This is a genomic window from Litoribrevibacter albus, assembly GCF_030159995.1.
GTDB classification, from domain to species: domain Bacteria; phylum Pseudomonadota; class Gammaproteobacteria; order Pseudomonadales; family Litoribrevibacteraceae; genus Litoribrevibacter; species Litoribrevibacter albus.
On record NZ_BSNM01000015.1, the window covers coordinates 508,207 to 526,254 of the forward strand.

Here is an 18,048-nt window from a genome sequence, read left to right on the forward strand (position 1 = left end):
TATTTCAGGTTTGTTAAATTTTTATGACAGGCAATGAAAAGACACCCAGAAAGCATTTGGGGTCGAAACTTTGACGAGTTTTTGTCTGAATGGCGGCAATTTTCTGTTGAAAATACTGGTGAAGATATTCTGTCTATACCGATCGGTGATTCCCGCGTTCGTCCAGTAGCCGCAACTGTACAGCCATATTGTGCTTGGAATCTGCGCTCGCAATGGCTTCTTCTTTGGTAATTCGACCATCCAGATACAAGCTGATGAGAGAGTTATCAAACGTAATGGCTTTATCCTTATCTTGAGTTCTTCTGGAAATGGCTTCTCTGATCTGATCAAACTCGCCTTTCTGAATTAACTCCTGAATGTAAGGGCTGTTTTGTATTAATTCTATCGCCGGCCATAAGCTCTTTTCGCCTCGAATCAGGCGTTGGCAGATGATGGCGTTGAGGTTTCGGGATAGGTCCATCAGGACTTGATGATGGTAGGCTTCCGGAAAGAAATTGACGGCTCGATCCAGGGTTTCAATGGCATTACTGGCATGAATGGTTGCTAAGCAAAGGTGACCTGTTTCTGCAAAGGTTATGGCATTTTGCATGGTTACCTGATCCCGTATTTCTCCGATCAAAATGACATCGGGGGCGTCACGAACCGCATTCTTTAATGCCTCTGCGTAGGAGTGTGTATCTACGCCCAGTTCTCTTTGGTTCACAATGCATTTCTTGTAGCTGTGTAGATATTCGATTGGGTCTTCAATGGTGAGAATGTGACCGTGACTGCTTTCGTTCCTGTGGTTTAACATAGCTGCCAGTGTTGAAGACTTTCCGGATGCGGTGGCGCCAGCCACAAGAATCAGCCCTCGTCTTTCCTCTGCGAGCGTTTTCAGAATGCTGGGTAAGTGGAGCTCTTCTACAGTAGGGGGTTCGCTGTGTATCAGTCGGATTACTGCGGATACTTGTTTTCTCTGTTTCAGAAGGCTGACTCGAAATCGTCCAATGTCATCTACTGAGATACCAGCATTCAGCTCCAACTCTTTTTCGAAGCGCTCAATCAACTGTTCAGTCAATAACGAGTACGCCATATCCTTTACATCCTGAGCATCTAGAATGGTATCGGGATTGATTGGGCGGGTTTCATTGTTGACTCGTAACAGAACGGGGGCATTTGCAGCGAAGAAGATATCAGAAGCGTCTTTTTCAACCATGTAGGAAAGGTAGCGTGTCACGTCCATTTTTCTGTTCCCGTGCTCACTTCAGTGTCCCTTAGTTTAGAAAAAATCAGAGCGCCCAACTAAGTTGGTTTATGGGTATTTTGAATTAGCAGTGAAGGTAGGTGGGTTAGAATCGCTAAGATTTCAGTGTTTTCAACAACTTTGCTGATCGTTGCAGAGCATGAAAACAGTGTGTGAAAAATATCAGTAAACAGGGTGAACCTGATATTGCTGCGTGTTGATGAATAGGTCGATGAATAAAAAGAGGGGCAGAGCGTGTTTGAAGACGCAAAAAGCGCCTTCAAACAGTCAGGTCAGTTATCGGTTTAGGTAACTCACCCTCGGAGGTTACTACAGCGCACGTGCAACAATTTCTTTCATGATCTCGTTGGTGCCTGCATAAATTTTCTGAACACGTGAATCTGCCCAGGCTCGTGCAATCGGGTATTCCCACATATAACCGTAGCCACCAAACAACTGCATACACTCATCCATTACTTTGCATTGAAGGTCTGTGGTCCATTGCTTCAAAGCGGCTGCCGTTGGTACGTCGAGTTTGCCTTCAAGATGAAGCTCCAGACAGCGGTCAAGGAAACAACGACCGGCCATGGTATCTGCGGTTAACTCCGCCAACTTAAAGCGCGTGTTTTGATAGTTCATCACCGGCTTGCCAAAGGCTTTACGCTCTTTAACGTATTCTTTGGTCCATTCAATGGCGGTCTCGGCTGCAGCGACTGCAGTTAAACCTACCAATAAACGCTCTTGTGGTAATTCCTGCATCAGGTAGATAAAGCCTTGGCCTTCACCGCCAAGTAGGTTTTCTTTTGGTACTTTAACGTCCTGGAAGAACAGCTCTGAGGTGTCCTGAGCTTTCATGCCCACTTTATCGAGATTCTGGCCTTTCTCGAACCCTTCTGAGTCGGCTTCAACCACCAAAAGACTGGTCCCTTTAGCGCCTTCAGCCGGATCTGTCTTGGCAACCACGATCACAATGTCAGCTAATTGACCATTGGTGATGAAGGTCTTAGAACCGTTCAACAGGTAGTGATCCCCTTTATCAATGGCGGTTGATTTAACACCTTGTAAATCTGAACCAGCACCTGGCTCAGTCATAGCAATAGCGCCAACCATTTCACCGCTGATCAGCTTAGGAATGTATTTTTGTTTGAGTTCTTCACTGCCGTAGTGAAGGATATAAGGGGCAACGATGTCTGAGTGCAGAGGGAAACCGATACCGCTACAGCCTGAACGTGCAATTTCTTCAATAACAATGGCGCTGTAGCGGAAGTCACAGCCAATGCCGCCGTATTGCTCAGGCATGGTGGCGCACAACATGCCTAACTCACCGGCTTTGTGCCAAAGGTTACGATCCACCTGACCGTCTTTTTCCCATTGCGGATGATAGGGAACGGCTTCTTGTTCCAGGAATTTTCTAACAACATCACGAAAGGCTTCATGGTCGGAATCAAATAATGTACGAGGGATCATTTTGGCTCTCCTTTACGATTTAATTCAGTGTTGCAAGCTACTGGATTTCGAACAATTGCCATTTTTCTCTGATTTATTGACCTCAATGCTCAGTGTTGAATTGCAGAGAATAGAAATCAGGTCTCAAAGTTTGTTTAAAAGTGGGGGGAGAGTCTTGAATTAGCGGTACATATCTATAATGTTGCTCTTCTCCAACATGGTTGGTAATGCTTTGCTAAGCTCTAAGATGGTTAAGCGTTTTTATAAAGACATAATTTGATTAATTTTTGATTTTTTTTGGCGAAATGGATGGCTGACAAACCTATTAGTGAACCCCTCACGGCATTGCTTATTGAACCTTCCCACATCGTTCAACAAGTTGTTGCGTCAATTCTACAGCGACATGGTTTTCACGTAGATACCTGCAAGAAAGCAGAAGATGCCTTCCGGTTGTCCGAAGAAAATAAATACGATCTGGTGTGTGTTGCGCTTTTACTTCCTGATGCTTCTGGTTTGGATGTGTGCCGTAAAGTTCGTTCCATGTCGCAAGCCAAACGGAATACCCCGGTCGTTATGATTACCTCCGAAGACGATAAAAATACGTTACTTGGGGTACTGAAGGCTGGTGCTACAGAGATTTTCAAGAAGAATGATTTGGTCGGATTTGATAATTATCTGACTCAATTCGTATGGACGACCAACGAGTCCAAATCGCTGTATGGCAAAGTGTTATACGTTGAAGATTCCCGAGCTATTTCTGAGATGGTCGTTGCATTGTTAAAGCTCAACAGGATGGAAGTGGATCACTATACCAATGCCGAGGATGCTTACGATGCGTTCCAGAACAATGAATATGACCTAGTCATTGTGGACATCATTCTGGAAGGGGAAATGACGGGCTCACAACTGGCTCAAAGCATCAGACGAGATATTTCCAAACGCACGGTTCCGATTCTCGCCATTTCAGGCGTAGAAGACTCGGCTCGTCGAGTGTCTATGTTAAAGTCTGGTGTGAATGATTTTGTTGCTAAGCCGATCATGAATGATGAACTCATGGCTCGGGTTCAGAATTTGATTCGCTCTAAGAAACTGTTTGATCGGGTACAGGAGCAGCAAGAAATTCTTCGCGAACTTGCGATGAAAGATCAATTAACCGGCTTGTATAACCGTCATTTCCTGATGGAAGTAGGTCCGAAACGGATCAAGGAAGCGCAGCGTCATAAACAACCGCTAAGCATGGTGGTTGTTGATCTGGATAAATTCAAGCTGATCAATGATACCCACGGTCATACGACCGGAGATATTGTGCTGAAAGAAGTGGGTGCTTTGTTACAACGTTTGTGTCGTAAAGAAGACATCGCTTCTCGTTTCGGCGGTGAAGAATTTGTGTTGATCATGCCTCATTGTGATCTTATTTCTGCCGTTGATAAGGCTGAGAAAATTCGAAAAGCAATTATTAATCTAAAGCCCGCTGGATTGGAAATCTCAGCGAGCTTTGGGGTATCTGCGTTGGCTTCAAAAGATGAAGATATCAGCGATCTTTTTGATCGTGCGGATCAGGCGGTGTATCAATCCAAGAATGGCGGACGCAATTGCGTTACGGCAGTTTAAGACGCGCTGTGTTTCAAATGCGTCTTTCGCTCAGTTCACCAGATTAGGCATAGCAGAGCGCTATGCCTTGGATTCTCTTCTCGAACGCCACCAGTTAGCCAGTTTTGTGCCTTGTACAAACACTTGTTTGTAATGGCTCGGCAGTATTCTCTGTAGAATATCCATCGCGTAGGCATCCATCCCGATCAAGGCACGTTCTTTGTTATTCAAAACCGCCGATAAGATGGTTTCTGCCGCTTCTTCTGGGGTGGTGTGAGCGTAATCGTCAAAGCGATCTCTTAACTCTTCCGCATGGTAGAGGTGAGAAGTTTTCCCCATACGCCCATTTTGAGCAATGTTGGTTTTAATTCCGCTTGGGAAAACACAGGTACACTCGATGTTTGATCCTTCAATACGCAGCTCTTCTTGCAGTGATTCTGTAAAGCCTCGAACGGCAAATTTAGATGCGTTGTAGGCTGATTGCGTTGGTACAGCGTAAAGACCAAAGACACTGGAGACGTTAACGATGTGCGCGTCTGTGGATTGCTTCAGATAGGGAAGGAATTCTTTGGTTCCGTAAACAACGCCCCAGAAATTGATGTTCATGAGCCATTCGAAGTTGTCATAGCTCATTTGATCGATGTTTTCAGCTAAGGCAACACCTGCATTGTTGATGACCAAATTGATGCCTTTGTGTTGCTTCATAACGTCTTGGGCAAAGGTGGCAACCGCCTTTTGATTGGAAACGTCCAGAATGTGTTGAGTAATTTTAACGCCGGTATGAGACAGATTGTCCGTAACTTTCTGAAGCGCTTTTTCATTAATGTCTGCTAACGCAAGATTGCATCCTTTGCGAGCCAATGATTCTGCCAAAGCGGCGCCAATTCCTGATGCGGCACCTGTGATGGCGGCTACTTTATTTCTGAAGTTGTGCATACTATTCCCTAAGAAAACATCCTGATTTTATTAAGATTCTCGTTTTTCGGCCGATGTATGTTTTTAGATTAACCAAGCACGGCCCAATTGCTTGGTCTAATCTTGACTGTGAAGCGCTTACCAAATTATTGAGTTTAGATGTTTTTTTGAGAGAAGAGTATGCAGTGGTTTTATAAACTGAGTGTAAAAATAAAAATTTATCTGATTGCTTTCGCCGCGATAGTCGGTTTTGTAGTGTATTTCGTTGCTAACTACATGATGGCGTCCTCCCAAGGGGTTCTTGTTGGTCAGATACAAGAAAAATCCTTTCCTCTTCTTCAAATTGCGGAACGATCAAAAGTTCGGCTTGAACGTATCCAGGAAATGCTTGCCAGTGCTGTTTCAGCCGGGGAGACCGATATCCTGGATAATGCCAATCAACAGAAACAGCAATTGCTGGATGACCTGAAAGAAGCTCAAAAGCTCGACCCAGAAGGGTTGGCTAATCAAATTAGCGCGACTTTCTCGCAATACTACAAAACTGCTCACTCTATCTCAGCCTCCATGATTGATGGTTCTGCAGATTTTTCTGCGTTGTCCTCTCAAACAGAGAACATGACGACCCTTTTGCAAAAGACCTCAGAGCTGCTTGATCAATTCAGAGATTCAAATAACGACGCGTTTATTAGCATGGTTGATGAAGCCAAAGCGCTGAGTGATAAGATGCTGTTGGCGGGTGTGACGATTGGCGTGATTACTTTCTTCTTCATTCTGGTGATCTCCATGTTCATTTCCAGAAGCTTATGTAACAGCATCAATGAAGTGGTGAGTTCATTAAAAGACATTGCTCAGGAGAATGGCGATTTAACTGTTCAATTATCTACTCGCTCAGAAGATGAAATTGGTCACCTGGTGCATTGGTTTAACTTGTTTGTTGCCAAATTGAGAGGGGTTATTGGTCAGGTTGTGAATGCGGCAGGACCACTCAACGAGTTGTCTGGTCAGCTGAACAGCTTGATGGAACATGTGAACCAAAGTATTGAGTCACAACGTCAGTCCGCAGAAAGTTCCAAAAACGCAGTGGATATGATGCAAGAGAGTATGAACTCGATCGTACATGATACCGGTGCAGGGGTGGAATGTGCTCAGGATGCCAACTCAGAAGCTAAACAGGGCCAGCAGGTGGTGGGTCAGACCGTTGATGCCATCAGAACCCTGGCAACTGGTGTGGCTGAAGCATCTGAAGTGATTCGTAAACTGGAAGCCGATACGGATCAGGTTCGTAATGTACTTGGCGTAATTAAAGGCATTGCGGATCAGACCAACCTGTTGGCATTAAACGCTGCGATTGAAGCCGCAAGGGCTGGAGAGCAAGGCCGTGGCTTTGCCGTGGTTGCCGATGAAGTTCGTTCTCTTGCGTCTAAAACACAAGAATCAACAGAAGAAATTAATGTTACAATCAACAACCTGATTTCCGCGTCTAAGGAAGCTGTCTCTGTGATGGAGAAAGGGACAGAACAAGCGCAAGTCAGTGTGTCAAACTCTGAACAGGCAGGGCAATCGTTAGAAAAAATCTCTGAAGCTGTTCAATCCATCAATGAGATGAATCATCGCATTTCCGATGCTGTTTCAAGTCAGCAAAAACTTTCCGCCGATATTGTACACTCGGTTGGAAATATTCTGGTGCAAACAGAGGAAACCGCTGATAAGTCTTCGTCTTTGGGAAGTCTGGCCAGTGAACTGAACGAAGTTTCGGGCGAAATGGCCAAGATTACTCAACAATTCAAAATATAAAATGAAAGTGAAAGTTCCTGTACTTGGACGTAGGTGATGGCCATGTTGGCTTTGCCTACGTTTCAAAAATCTAATAGATATCTGGATTTCTTTATAAAAACAAAAGGTTGTCTATAGTTATTTGATGCTATGGATCGCTTGAGTCTAGATCAGGAAGTGTATAAACGGCTCTCAACTTACTAAATACGTCAGGGTATGTATTGGTGCAAGTGAATGTATTAGTACACCTGACAGAAAAGGATAGCGATAACGAGGGGCTTATTAAGAGGTTCCCTTTGTTTATTGATTCTTTATAGGTTAATTGAGGAGAAGCATATGCGATTGAGATCGCAAGCATTAGCGGTAGCTATTAGTGCATTAGGTATCGCTCAACCCATTCATGCAATTGAATTGGATTTTAATGGATTCATTTCTGTGGGTGGCGGGATTGCAGATAACGACGAGCTGAATTTGGATGTGGATTACGATGAGGATGTGAGCTTCAATGAAGACTCCATTCTGGGTATCCAAACCACTGCGCCAATTAATGACAAAATCAGTTTCACAGCCCAGCTCGTTGCGCGTGGCAAGGAAGACTATGATGTTTCTGCAGAATGGGCCTTCCTGAAATTTGAAGCCAATGATGAGTTTTATGCTCGTGCCGGTCGTTTAAGGGCTCCGTTCTTTGCCTATTCGGAATCAATCGAAGTTGGCTATTCGTATCACTGGATTCGACCGCCTTCAGAAGTATATCGCCTGCCTTTCTCTTCCATTGATGGTGTCGATGCCAACTATACCACGTGGTTAACTGATGACTGGCAGTTCACTTCCCAGGTGTATTTTGGCACCTTCAGTGATGACGTAGACATCTTTGGTCTTGAAAGCGATCTTGATTTGAGAAACGGCACAGGCCTTGTTTTATCTGCAAACTACGATTGGCTAACCTTGCGTGGCAGTGTGCATTACGCCGAAATAACGGTGACCAACTCGGACTTTGATACTTTGGATGCTGCACTTCGTGGCGCAGGGTTTGATAATGTTGCGGATGATATTGCTGTGGATGAGAACGGCGTGATGTTCTATGAAGCTGCAGTGCTTGCCGACTACAACGATTACTTGTTCATTGCTGAATGGACGATGCTGGATTTCGACCGCAGTGCGCTTCCTGATGACACCGGCTGGATGATCTCCGTTGCTAAGCGAATTGGTGATTTCACGCCTCACTTAACCTTTGCTAAAGAAGACGACGACGGTGAAACCGGCTTCTCTGACCCTATCCCGGCGGGTGCTGCTCTTAAGGCAAAGGTCGATGATCTGGAAACGGAAGCCCTACAGGAAAGCTGGATTGCCGGTGTTCGTTGGGACTTTATGCCGTCTACTGCATTGAAATTTGAAGTGCAGTACACCGATCGTAAAGAACCTGAAGACGATGACACTATGATCTACAGTGTCGTTCTTGATGCCGTGTTCTAAGGAGGACATTATGAAGTATGTATTCGTTGTTCTGTTCTCTCTACTAAGCTCAATGGCTATGGCGGGAACGTCTGTCATCATCAATGCTGCGGATGCCGGAGCAGGTTTATCTCAGGGCGATGCAAAAAATGTTTATTTAGGGAAAAAGAAGTCGCTGCCATCAGGGGCGAAAGCCATTCCTGTTGATCAGGCAGCGGAATCCGCTATTCGAGAAGGTTTTCTATCAACCATCGTTGGTAAATCAGAAAGCCAGTACAAGTCCTTTTGGGCGAAAAAAGTGTTTACTGGCAAGGGTAAACCACCTGAGGAAAAAGCAGATGACGCTGCTGTGAAAGCATTTGTTGCTTCCACTCCCGGTGCGGTGGGTTACATTGATAGTTCTAACCTAGACGATACAGTGAAAGAAGCGTTTTCGTTCTAACCCCTTAATTTTGCCACTTAATCGGATGAGCAAGTTGCGTAACCTGTTCACCTGAGACAGTGGCTTCTTCTATCAGGCCCCTTGCTTGGATGTGAGGGTGCTCTGCCGCCTCTTTGAGCGTTAATACCGGTTCTACACACACGTCCTGATCCGCGAAGATGGATTGCCACTCTGAGAAGTTCTTTTGAAGAAAATGCTCTTTGAGTTTCTCTTTAAGTTCTTTCTGGTGTTCCGGGTTCGGTGATAAGGCCATTTTTCTGAGTTCAGGAAGATCAATTAAACTGGCTAAACCATCAATGAACTTGGGTTCCAGCCCGCCAACCGATAAATAGCGACCATCAGCGGTTTCGTAATAGTCATAAAAGAATCCACCGTTGAGTAACTCGCTTTCTGCTCTGGGTGTGTGACCACCGGCCAGCATTGGCGCACCGCTGATAACGTTCATGCTGAAAGCACAATCGGTCATGCTGATATCAATGTACTGGCCTTCGCCGGTTTGGTGTTTATGAATCACTGCAGCCAAGATACCCATAACGGCGTGATGTGATCCGCCGGCCATGTCGGCGATTTGAATGCCGTTTAATGAAGGGCCGTCTGCTTTATCACCGGAATAACCGGCAATGCCAGACAGTGCGAGGTAGTTTATGTCATGCCCGGCTCGCTGAGCGTAGGGGCCGGTTTGACCATATCCTGTGATGGAACAATAGATCAGGTCAGGTTTGATCTGTTTAAGCGTATCGTAATCCAGTCCGAGTTTTGCCATCACCCCCGGGCGAAACTGCTCAAGTACCACATCATAGTCAGCCAGGATGCGCTTGATCTTCTCTATGGCATCCGGGTGTTTCAGATCCAGCTTCAAGCTCTCTTTGTTCCGATTAAGCTGGGCGGACAGCGCAGACGTACCGCCAATATAGGGCGGCAGCGTCTCGGTCAAATCCGGCTTGGACGGGTGGACGATACGAGTGACAGACGCACCCATATCGGCCATCAACATGGTTGCGTATGGTCCTGGAAGTAATGTTGAAAAGTCTAAAATTTTTAAACCCTTGAGTGGACTAGACATGAAACGAACCTTGTTATTAATGGGTGTAAGACTTGATCGTTTTAGAGTAGAGGATCGATCTGTGGCTGAATATGACCGCAGTGACCTATTTGTTTGACGAATATGAACATTTACTTCACTGTGGCTGGATAGTTTAATGAGCACCTGGGATTGCTGCTGGAAGTGGCATTTTCTATCTCTCTTGGGAGCACGCTTGCTGAATCGATAATGGCTTCAATAGCAGGCAAGAGTTCAACTCGCGGACAGCGGTACAATTGGCAGACAAAACACTGGTAGCTATGACAATTAATAATCATACGATTCCTAGAAACTTTGTAATGGCTGCATTGCGTGGCGCCGAGAACAGAGATATCGACCTCGAAGCGTTTCTTGCGAGTATTGCTGTCCCGACTGATGTGTTAACCGAACCGAACTTTCGAATTTCAGCCGCCCAATATGCAGTATTGATTCGCTCTCTCTGGATCAAATTGAAAGATGAGTACATGGGCCTGGCTCCGGTGACCAGTCCGTTAGGCTGCTTTTCCATGATGTGTAAGGCGGTTATTCACTGCCATACCCTGGAACATGCACTAAGACGAGCAGGGCAGTTTTACGGCCTGTTCGATGGCAGTGTTGCTATTAAGCTTCGCAAAGATGGTGAAAATACCACCTTGGCTTTTATTAACATTGATTTGGACTTTGACCCGGATCGCTTTCTCAGTGAAAGCCTACTGGTGATCTGGCATCGTTTTTCCAGTTGGTTGGTGGATCGTCGTATTCCGCTTAAAGAGGTGCGACTGGCTTATCCTGCACCCGCTCATGAAAAAGAATACTGGCAATTATTTGCTTGTCCTGTGGTGTTTGATTGTGCTCAAACAGCATTGGTATTTGATGAGAAATACCTGCAGCTTCCTCTGATGCAATCCGAACTCAAAATGAAAGAATTTTTGCAGGTGTCCCCCGCGAACCTATTGGCTCGTCCTGAAGAGCGCAACACTATGACGGCGAAGGTCAGAAGCTTACTAGGGCGTGATTTTACCTCTGACTTTCCTGAGTTTGATTGGTTGGCCGATCAGGTTCACCTTGCACCTCAGTCTCTGCGTCGGAAACTCAGAGAAGAGGGCACTAACTTTCAGGAAATTAAAGACTCCCTCCGTCGCGATACCGCCATTGGATTGTTGGATCATCCAGAACTGAGCATTCAGGACATTGCTGAGCAAATGGGCTTTTCCGAAGCCAGCACCTTCCATCGTGCATTCAAGAAATGGACGGGCTTAACGCCAGGGGATTACCGAAAGGGTCATAAGAGTTAGGAATCTCTGATTAATTCCTTAATGCTTTTCGGATAAAAACCTATGGACGTGGTTAGGATTTAGGTTAGTCTTTCATTCTTAATGCGAACTTCAAGGAGGAATTCAAATGTCTGAAACAATCGAAATGCACGGTCATTGCCTATGTGGCAAAGTCTCTCTTACTACTCAAATGAAGCCACAAGTGGGTGTATGCCATTGCAGCATGTGTCGTCGCTGGGGCGGTGGCCCGTTCTTCGCTACTAACGGCATTCCTAACCTAAAATTTGACGGTCAGGAACACATTACAGCGTACAATTCTTCGGAATGGGGCGAGCGTGCGTTCTGCAAACACTGTGGTACGCACTTGTATTATCGAGTAAAACAAAGCAACGAATACATCGTGCCTGCTGGCTTCTTTGATGATGCCTCTCAGTTTGAGTTTAAACAGCAAATCTTCATTGATAAAAAGCCAGAGTTCTATCACTTTGGTAATGAAACTCACAATATGACTGAAACCGAATTCATCGCGATGGTGACCGGGGCTGACAGTTGATCAATACGTTATTGCTAAACGTTAATTCCTAAATAACCACTGATTTTGACCTGCTCAAGGTGTGCCTTGGGCAGCGTCGTTGGAGAATCAATTTGGAAAAAGTGTTGGTGAGTGCCTGCTTTTTAGGCAATCCGGTTCGATATAACGGAACGGATCTTAACGTGGCTGAAAAGGTAGATACCCAAGCTCAAGCCATTTTGGATAGCTGGGCGAAAGAAGGCCGAATTGTTAGCATTTGCCCAGAAGTATCCGGCGGATTACCCACCCCAAGACCCCCAGCAGAGCTTCAACTTGATGGACGAGTTGTGGATGATACCGGCGAGGACGTATCGTCTGAGTTCCTCAAAGGTGCAGAAAACGCTTTGGCTCTGTGTCAACGTTTCAACATCAAAGTTGCTGTACTGACTGAATCCAGCCCAAGTTGTGGTAGCACACTTATCTACGATGGCAGTTTCTCAAACACCAAAATCCCAGGCAAAGGAATAACGGCCAAATTGCTTTCGGAGAATGGGATTAAGGTGTTTAGTCAGTTTTCGTTGGAAGAGGCGAGAGCGTTTCTTGAGAAATTGGAAGCGTGAAAGCTTAAGAACAGTTCGTACTGATGGAGTGACGGGAAGCGCTATAAACATACAGCGTCTCCCGTCGAGTCTTTAACGACTTAAACTAGCGGCGCATTCGTTTCAGCCAGTTTCACTAAAGAAGCTGGTGGCTCAAAGCGTTCACCAAAGCGCTTAGTCAATTCACGTGCACGTTCCGTAAACTTACGAGTACCCACGTGGTTGATGAACTGAAGCGCACCACCCATCGCCGGTGAGAAGCCTAAACCAAAGATCGAACCAATGTTGCCGTCGGCGATGTTGGTCAGTACGTTTTCATCCAGGCAGCGCAGAGTTTCGATGGCTTGGATGTACAGCAAACGATCCTGGATATCCTGATTTGAAATGTCAGCATCGCCTTGATCCTTGTAGAAATGCTCTTTCAATCCAGGCCACAAGTGCTTATTACCTTTCTCAGGATAATCGTAGAAACCGGCACCAGAGGCACGACCTTTACGATCAAATTCATTTACCATTTGATCAACCACATAGAAGCCTGGGTGTTCCAGCGAAATGATGTCATCACCTACGCCGGCTTCCATATCTGCTTTTGCTTGGTTACGGATGTGTTGCATCAGCGTTAGCGTTACTTCATCTGTCACAGTTAACGGCCCAACCGGCATACCGGCTTTTTGCGCTTCCATATCGATTCGACGAGGATTCACGCCTTCACCGACCAGAGCTGCACCTTCGGTCACGTAGGTCGCAAATACACGGGAGGTGAAGAAGCCACGGCTGTCATTCACTACAATCGGTGTCTTCTTGATTTGCTGAACAAAGTCGAAGGCGTGAGCCAAAGTCTCATCGCTGGTTTGTTCGCCTTTGATGATTTCAACCAACGGCATCTTATCGACTGGTGAGAAGAAGTGCAGACCCACAAATTTAGTCGGATCACCAACCGCTTCTGCCAAACCAGTAATTGGCAGCGTTGAGGTGTTGGAAGAGATGATGGTGCCTTCTGCCAACACGCTTTCCGCTTCTTGAGTCACTTTGGCTTTAAGACCGCGATCTTCAAACACCGCTTCGATGATTAAATCGCAGCCCGCAAAGTCATTATGATCGGCAGTCGCTGTAATGCGGCTAAGAATCTCTTGTTTCTCTTCTTCCGTTTTACGCTTACGAGATACTTGCTTGGTCAGAAGCTTTTCTGAGTAGGCTTTACCTTTGTCTGCCGCTTCTTGAGAGATGTCTTTAAGCACCACGTCCAAACCGCGAATGGCCGAAGAGTAGGCGATACCCGCACCCATCATGCCTGCACCAATGATACCTACTTTCTTGAAAGTAGTTTTGGCGATGCCTTGAGGGCGAGACTTACCAGCATTCACGTCATTCAGCTGGAAGAAGAAAGTGCCAATCATGTTTTTGGCAACTTGGCCTTTAGCTAATTGAGTGAAGTAGCGACTTTCAATCGTGCACGCCGTTTCGAAGTCTACGAGGGCGCCTTCCGCAGCGGCTGCCACAATGGCTTCAGGGGCTGGATAGCAGCCTTTGGTTTTGTCGGTCACCATCGACGGGGCTATGGCAAGCATCTGCGCGGTCTTAGGGTTGTTGGCGTTACCACCTGGAATTTTATAGCCCTTCACATCGAACGGTTGTTGGCTCTTAGGATTGGCTTTGATCCACGCTTTGGCTTTGCTGATCATCTCGTCGATGGAATCTGCCGTGTCATGGATGAGTCCCATTTTCAATGCGGCAGAAGGACGAAGTTTTTTGCCTTCAATCAACAGCGGAAAGGCTTTCTCAAGACCCAGCATACGCACCGTACGAGCGATACCACCGCCACCAGGCAACAGACCAAGGGTAACTTCCGGTAAGCCCAGTTGGATGCGTTCATCGGCCAAACAAATTCGATGGTGGCAAGCCAGTGCGATTTCCCAACCGCCGCCTAGTGCTGCGCCATTAATTGCAGCTACCACTGGTTTACCCAAGGTTTCGATGGCACGCAGTTGACGCTTTAAGCCTTCAACCATGTTATGGAATTCAGGCGCGTTTTCTTCGGTCACTTGAATCAGTTCGTTCAAATCGCCGCCAGCAAAGAAGGTCTTTTTCGCTGAGGTGAGGATAATGCCAGCGATGTTGTCTTGCTCTTTAAACAAACGCTCGACGGTTTCGTCCATCGCTGCTCGGTATCCGGCATTCATGGTGTTGGCGGATTGGCCCGGCATGTCCATAGTTAACGTGACGATGTTATCTCCGTCGATCTCATAACGGATAGCTTCAGTAGTCATAATTCTTTCTCCCAAAATAGCGCTTTAATCGTCACTTAATTAGTTTGATGATTTATCTAGAACGGCAACATTTTCAACAATCGTTGCGATACCCATTCCGCCACCAACACATAAGGTACATAAGCCGTAGCGAAGGTTGCGACGTTCCAGTTCGTCCAATACGGTGCCTATGATAATTGCGCCAGTCGCCCCTAGCGGGTGACCCATTGCAATTGAACCACCGTTTACATTCACTTTTTCGTCCGGTACGCCCAAGTCTTTTTGGAATTTCATCACCACTGAGGCAAAGGCTTCGTTCACTTCAAACAGATCAATTTGATCAACCGTCATGCCTGCTTTTTGAAGTACTTTCACCGTGGCTGGGGTAGGGCCAGTCAACATAATGGTTGGGTCGGTGGAGGTTACAGCCGTTGCCACAATTCGGCCGCGAGCGGTCAAGCCAAGTTCTTTCCCTTTTGCTTCATTGCCCATCAGGATGGCGGTCGCACCATCGACGATGCCGGATGAGTTACCCGGTGTATGAACGTGATTGATTTCTTTCAGGAAGGAATACTTGCGAAGGGCGGTGGAATCAAAGCCCATTTGGCCCATCATCGCAAAAGACGGCTTTAAGCTAGCGAAGGCTTCTATTGAGGCGTCTGGACGAATCAGCTCATCTTTTTCCAGAAGAATCACACCGTTTTGATCTTTCACCGGAATAACCGACTTATCAAACGCGCCAGCGGCCCAGGCAGCAGCTGCTTTCTTTTGAGAATTCAGAGCGAAGGCATCGACGTCTTCACGAGTGAAACCTTCAATGGTCGCAATAGTATCGGCACCAATGCCTTGAGGAACAAAATAAGTATCAAAGCTGGTTTGTGGGTCCATCGCCATTGGGCCACCGTCTGAGCCCATCGGCACACGAGACATTACTTCGACACCACCGGCCACCACTAGATCTTCCCAGCCGGATGCAATCTTTTGAGCAGCTAAGTTCACAGCTTCCAAGCCTGATGCACAGAAACGGTTGATTTGAACGCCCGCCGGGCGCTCTGACCAATCGGCCATTAACGCCGCAGTCTTAGCGATGTTCGCCCCTTGCTCGCCCACAGGGGTAACGCAGCCAAGTACAATATCGTCTACCTGATCAGTGTCTAACTGGTTACGATCTTTCAGTTCATTAAGGATATTTGCCATCAAAGAGACGGGCTTCATGGAGTAAAGGGCACCGCCTTTTTTGCCTTTTCCACGTGGGGTGCGAATTGCATCGAAAATATATACAGACTCGGTCATTACCGTTTCCTTCACGTATGATGTAAACGTCGTTAAAGAGAAATAACGCTATTACAAATGGATTAGTATGCTACGGATGAAAACAGGGTAGCCCACTTGAGTGAGTGGGCAAAATGGCCGAGCTGCTCGACTTGGTTGGCGAGAGTGATCAGAGACCTAAACCAAAGGTTTCGCCAACAGCAAAGATGAGGGGGTTACATTGGTGGGAATTCAAAGCCCATTGTTAACATGGCACCAGCGGCACCAAATACCACAAGCTCAGATTTAAACTGCTGGTAAGACACACCGAAGGAAGGAAGCACAGCAGGCGCAATTCCCGCCTGATTCAACGGAATCTTATCTTTGTACTTACCTTTGTAGCCATGCATTGGGCCAGCGGTCAGCTTGAAGTAGCCAATGTCCTGCGTTTCTGGCAATGCCCAGGTATAACCCGCATACAGATATTGTGTGTTCTGATCGAAGGAGTTTTTAAAGGCTGCAAAACCCACTAACCAACGATTTTTCTTATTCAACTCAATGCTGAACAGCTTCTGATTGTTGTTGTGCTCTGGTTTGGGATTCCAGTGTTTGGTATAAACGCTGGTCTGAAAGCTGAATTTATCGCCTTCTTCTAACCACTCTTCGGAAAAAGAGGGTTGAACCCAGGTACATAGGATTAAAATAAGGACTTTAACGTGCTTGGTTATCATATAAAGTAGGCAAATTTTTTTAGGTATGTTTTCAAGGCGGCACTTTACAGATTTAAGTCCGAATAGTTAACCTAAAAATGAAATTATTAATAAAAAACTAAGGGACTAGTTCATGTTTTATAAAAGTATTCTAACCGCATGCCTGATATGTATATCTGCTTCGACTTGGGCCGCTTCTTTTGGCTGTAAAGATGAGCGGGGAAAACTCTACATCAGTAATACGCCATGTGAAGATGAACGCTTGTCGAAAAATAAGCGTAAGGGCATGTCTTCAGAGGAGTTTAACCACCTCTATAAAGTGCAGACCAGTCTTGATAAATCCGGTAAAAAATACCGTAAAACCTATATGGATGAGTCAGGTGATTACACCGTTGAAGGGTGCTTCTCTACCAGCACAAACCCGCACGACTTTGGATCTGCAATTACCTATCGTGGCTACCGTTTTCTATGCATGAGACATCACAAAGGCACCATTGCCAGATACAATTTCTATTCTTACGACTTACTTAAACAGTGCCATGTCGATAAAACCAACCGTTTCTGTAAAGGGTTGAGTGAAAGCAGTAAGCAAGAGTTACTCAGTCAGTTGTAATACGAATTTATTAGTTTTTATTTTTTACCGAACAAACGAGGTCTTTCTAGGTGGCATCGAAGTTTTATGTGGTCTGGAAAGGCCGAACACCTGGCATTTATACCGATTGGAACAGCTGTAAGGCGCAAGTGGATCAATTCCCAGGTGCACGCTACAAATCTTTCAAAACTCGCGCCGAAGCCGACGCCGCATATAGTGGTGGTAGCTCTGGATCTTCAGCGAGTACTTCAAAAACAAATACTGCAAAGGGCGGAGCTAATAAATCCTCCGTTAAAACCTACACGGCTCAAGAAGTAAAGGCGTTGGATGCTCACACCAAAATCTTTACGGACGGTGGTTGCGAACCAAATCCGGGAGAAGCCGGTTCTGGCATAGCGTTATACCGGAATAATCAGGTTGCCGAGCTTTGGTATGGGCTTTACAACCCGATGGGCACCAACAACACCGCTGAACTGAATGCACTTCATCAAGCACTGCTGATCGCCGAGAAAGAACTGGACGAAGGCAACTCCGTCGCTGTCTTCTGCGATTCCAAATACTCCATTCAATGCATCACCCAATGGGCATCGGGCTGGAAAGCCAAAGGCTGGAAAAAATCCGGCGGCGAGATCAAAAACCTCGAACTCATTAAAAGCATCTATGCCTTGTACTTAACCCTCAAAGACAAGATTCAGATCCTTCATGTGAATGGTCATGTGGGCGTTGAGGGCAATGAACTGGCAGATCGTATGTCCATCCTCGCGATGGAATCCAAAGTTCGGGAATTTGTGCAATACCAAGAAGCGTTAGATATTGGTGCGATACTCAGGATGAGGGCGGGGTAGGATTTTCTAATCAAATGCTCCCTAATAAGGAGCAGCCCACCAAGTTGGTTGGAAGACAACAACAGGCATAAGTGCTAATGCCTTTCTCATAATTTTCCTTTCCCTAGAAAATAAGTTGTT

16 protein-coding genes are annotated in these 18,048 nt (G+C 46.1%); 9 read left to right on the plus strand and 7 right to left on the minus strand.

Annotated elements, in window-relative coordinates; translation table 11 throughout:
• Window positions 1–133: 133 nt before the first annotated feature.
• Both QQL66_RS14680 and QQL66_RS14685 read right to left on the minus strand, forming a co-directional pair.
• Window positions 134–1,222, minus strand: a complete 1,089-nt coding sequence (locus tag QQL66_RS14680) for a PilT/PilU family type 4a pilus ATPase (protein WP_284382387.1) — start codon at window positions 1,220–1,222, stop codon at window positions 134–136.
• Window positions 1,223–1,552: 330 nt separating this feature from the next.
• The gene (locus QQL66_RS14685; protein ID WP_284382388.1) at window positions 1,553–2,689 is read right to left on the minus strand and encodes an acyl-CoA dehydrogenase family protein; all 1,137 of its coding nucleotides are present in this window, start codon (window positions 2,687–2,689) and stop codon (window positions 1,553–1,555) included.
• A 288-nt stretch (window positions 2,690–2,977) separates the two neighbouring features.
• Between QQL66_RS14685 and QQL66_RS14690 the strand changes: the two genes are divergently transcribed.
• Window positions 2,978–4,279 carry a diguanylate cyclase gene (locus QQL66_RS14690; RefSeq protein WP_284382390.1) on the plus strand — a complete coding sequence of 434 codons (1,302 nt, stop codon included), beginning with the start codon at window positions 2,978–2,980 and terminating at the stop codon, window positions 4,277–4,279.
• A gap of 60 nt (window positions 4,280–4,339) precedes the next feature.
• Here QQL66_RS14690 and QQL66_RS14695 read toward each other — a convergent pair whose 3' ends face one another.
• Window positions 4,340–5,194, minus strand: a complete 855-nt coding sequence (locus QQL66_RS14695) for an SDR family NAD(P)-dependent oxidoreductase (RefSeq protein ID WP_284382391.1) — start codon at window positions 5,192–5,194, stop codon at window positions 4,340–4,342.
• A gap of 159 nt (window positions 5,195–5,353) precedes the next feature.
• Here QQL66_RS14695 and QQL66_RS14700 point away from each other — a divergent pair, with 159 nt between their 5' ends.
• From QQL66_RS14700 to QQL66_RS14710, 3 genes are all read left to right on the plus strand, one after another.
• Window positions 5,354–6,967, plus strand: coding sequence for a methyl-accepting chemotaxis protein (locus QQL66_RS14700; RefSeq protein WP_284382392.1), 1,614 nt, complete (start codon window positions 5,354–5,356; stop codon window positions 6,965–6,967).
• A 315-nt stretch (window positions 6,968–7,282) separates the two neighbouring features.
• A complete protein-coding gene (locus QQL66_RS14705) occupies window positions 7,283–8,419 on the plus strand; it encodes a hypothetical protein (protein WP_284382393.1) in 1,137 nt (378 codons plus the stop codon).
• A gap of 10 nt (window positions 8,420–8,429) precedes the next feature.
• On the plus strand, window positions 8,430–8,840 hold the full coding sequence (locus QQL66_RS14710) for a type 2 periplasmic-binding domain-containing protein (RefSeq protein ID WP_284382394.1): 411 nt from the start codon (window positions 8,430–8,432) through the stop codon (window positions 8,838–8,840).
• Between the two features lie 4 nt (window positions 8,841–8,844).
• On the opposite strand, the gene QQL66_RS14715 is transcribed toward QQL66_RS14710, so the two are convergent.
• The gene (locus QQL66_RS14715; protein WP_284382395.1) at window positions 8,845–9,903 is read right to left on the minus strand and encodes a CaiB/BaiF CoA transferase family protein; all 1,059 of its coding nucleotides are present in this window, start codon (window positions 9,901–9,903) and stop codon (window positions 8,845–8,847) included.
• A gap of 254 nt (window positions 9,904–10,157) precedes the next feature.
• Here QQL66_RS14715 and QQL66_RS14720 point away from each other — a divergent pair, with 254 nt between their 5' ends.
• From QQL66_RS14720 to QQL66_RS14730, 3 genes are all read left to right on the plus strand, one after another.
• On the plus strand, window positions 10,158–11,195 hold the full coding sequence (locus QQL66_RS14720; RefSeq protein WP_284382396.1) for an AraC family transcriptional regulator: 1,038 nt from the start codon (window positions 10,158–10,160) through the stop codon (window positions 11,193–11,195).
• Window positions 11,196–11,301: 106 nt separating this feature from the next.
• Entirely contained in the window at window positions 11,302–11,727 is a 426-nt protein-coding gene (locus QQL66_RS14725; protein WP_284382398.1) for a GFA family protein, read from the plus strand.
• Between the two features lie 92 nt (window positions 11,728–11,819).
• The gene (locus QQL66_RS14730) at window positions 11,820–12,305 is read left to right on the plus strand and encodes a 2-thiouracil desulfurase family protein (RefSeq protein WP_284382400.1); all 486 of its coding nucleotides are present in this window, start codon (window positions 11,820–11,822) and stop codon (window positions 12,303–12,305) included.
• Window positions 12,306–12,385: 80 nt separating this feature from the next.
• Here the strand turns inward: QQL66_RS14730 and QQL66_RS14735 are convergent, their stop codons facing one another.
• The 3 genes from QQL66_RS14735 to QQL66_RS14745 all read right to left on the minus strand — a co-directional run bounded on the left by QQL66_RS14735 (window position 12,386) and on the right by QQL66_RS14745 (window position 16,512).
• Window positions 12,386–14,551 carry a 3-hydroxyacyl-CoA dehydrogenase NAD-binding domain-containing protein gene (locus QQL66_RS14735; protein WP_284382402.1) on the minus strand — a complete coding sequence of 722 codons (2,166 nt, stop codon included), beginning with the start codon at window positions 14,549–14,551 and terminating at the stop codon, window positions 12,386–12,388.
• Window positions 14,552–14,590: 39 nt separating this feature from the next.
• Complete coding sequence (locus QQL66_RS14740; protein WP_284382404.1) at window positions 14,591–15,823, minus strand: acetyl-CoA C-acetyltransferase; 1,233 nt, start codon at window positions 15,821–15,823, stop codon at window positions 14,591–14,593.
• 194 nt (window positions 15,824–16,017) lie between these two features.
• On the minus strand, window positions 16,018–16,512 hold the full coding sequence (locus tag QQL66_RS14745; protein ID WP_284382406.1) for a hypothetical protein: 495 nt from the start codon (window positions 16,510–16,512) through the stop codon (window positions 16,018–16,020).
• 112 nt (window positions 16,513–16,624) lie between these two features.
• On the opposite strand from QQL66_RS14745, the gene QQL66_RS14750 reads away from it, so the two are divergent.
• Both QQL66_RS14750 and QQL66_RS14755 read left to right on the plus strand, forming a co-directional pair.
• Window positions 16,625–17,104 carry a hypothetical protein gene (locus QQL66_RS14750; protein ID WP_284382407.1) on the plus strand — a complete coding sequence of 160 codons (480 nt, stop codon included), beginning with the start codon at window positions 16,625–16,627 and terminating at the stop codon, window positions 17,102–17,104.
• Between the two features lie 50 nt (window positions 17,105–17,154).
• Window positions 17,155–17,928, plus strand: a complete 774-nt coding sequence (locus tag QQL66_RS14755) for a ribonuclease H family protein (RefSeq protein WP_284382409.1) — start codon at window positions 17,155–17,157, stop codon at window positions 17,926–17,928.
• Window positions 17,929–18,048: the final 120 nt, after the last annotated feature.

Coding starts and splice junctions, on each gene's coding strand:
- QQL66_RS14695 (WP_284382391.1), bottom strand. CDS start 5,194: ATGCACAACTTCAGAAATAAAGTAGCCGCCATCACAGGTGCCGCATCA.
- QQL66_RS14690 (WP_284382390.1), top strand. CDS start 2,978: ATGGCTGACAAACCTATTAGTGAACCCCTCACGGCATTGCTTATTGAA.
- QQL66_RS14705 (WP_284382393.1), top strand. CDS start 7,283: ATGCGATTGAGATCGCAAGCATTAGCGGTAGCTATTAGTGCATTAGGT.
- QQL66_RS14750 (WP_284382407.1), top strand. CDS start 16,625: ATGTTTTATAAAAGTATTCTAACCGCATGCCTGATATGTATATCTGCT.
- QQL66_RS14735 (WP_284382402.1), bottom strand. CDS start 14,551: ATGACTACTGAAGCTATCCGTTATGAGATCGACGGAGATAACATCGTC.
- QQL66_RS14745 (WP_284382406.1), bottom strand. CDS start 16,512: ATGATAACCAAGCACGTTAAAGTCCTTATTTTAATCCTATGTACCTGG.
- QQL66_RS14740 (WP_284382404.1), bottom strand. CDS start 15,823: ATGACCGAGTCTGTATATATTTTCGATGCAATTCGCACCCCACGTGGA.
- QQL66_RS14685 (WP_284382388.1), bottom strand. CDS start 2,689: ATGATCCCTCGTACATTATTTGATTCCGACCATGAAGCCTTTCGTGAT.
- QQL66_RS14725 (WP_284382398.1), top strand. CDS start 11,302: ATGTCTGAAACAATCGAAATGCACGGTCATTGCCTATGTGGCAAAGTC.
- QQL66_RS14710 (WP_284382394.1), top strand. CDS start 8,430: ATGAAGTATGTATTCGTTGTTCTGTTCTCTCTACTAAGCTCAATGGCT.
- QQL66_RS14700 (WP_284382392.1), top strand. CDS start 5,354: ATGCAGTGGTTTTATAAACTGAGTGTAAAAATAAAAATTTATCTGATT.
- QQL66_RS14715 (WP_284382395.1), bottom strand. CDS start 9,903: ATGTCTAGTCCACTCAAGGGTTTAAAAATTTTAGACTTTTCAACATTA.
- QQL66_RS14680 (WP_284382387.1), bottom strand. CDS start 1,222: ATGGACGTGACACGCTACCTTTCCTACATGGTTGAAAAAGACGCTTCT.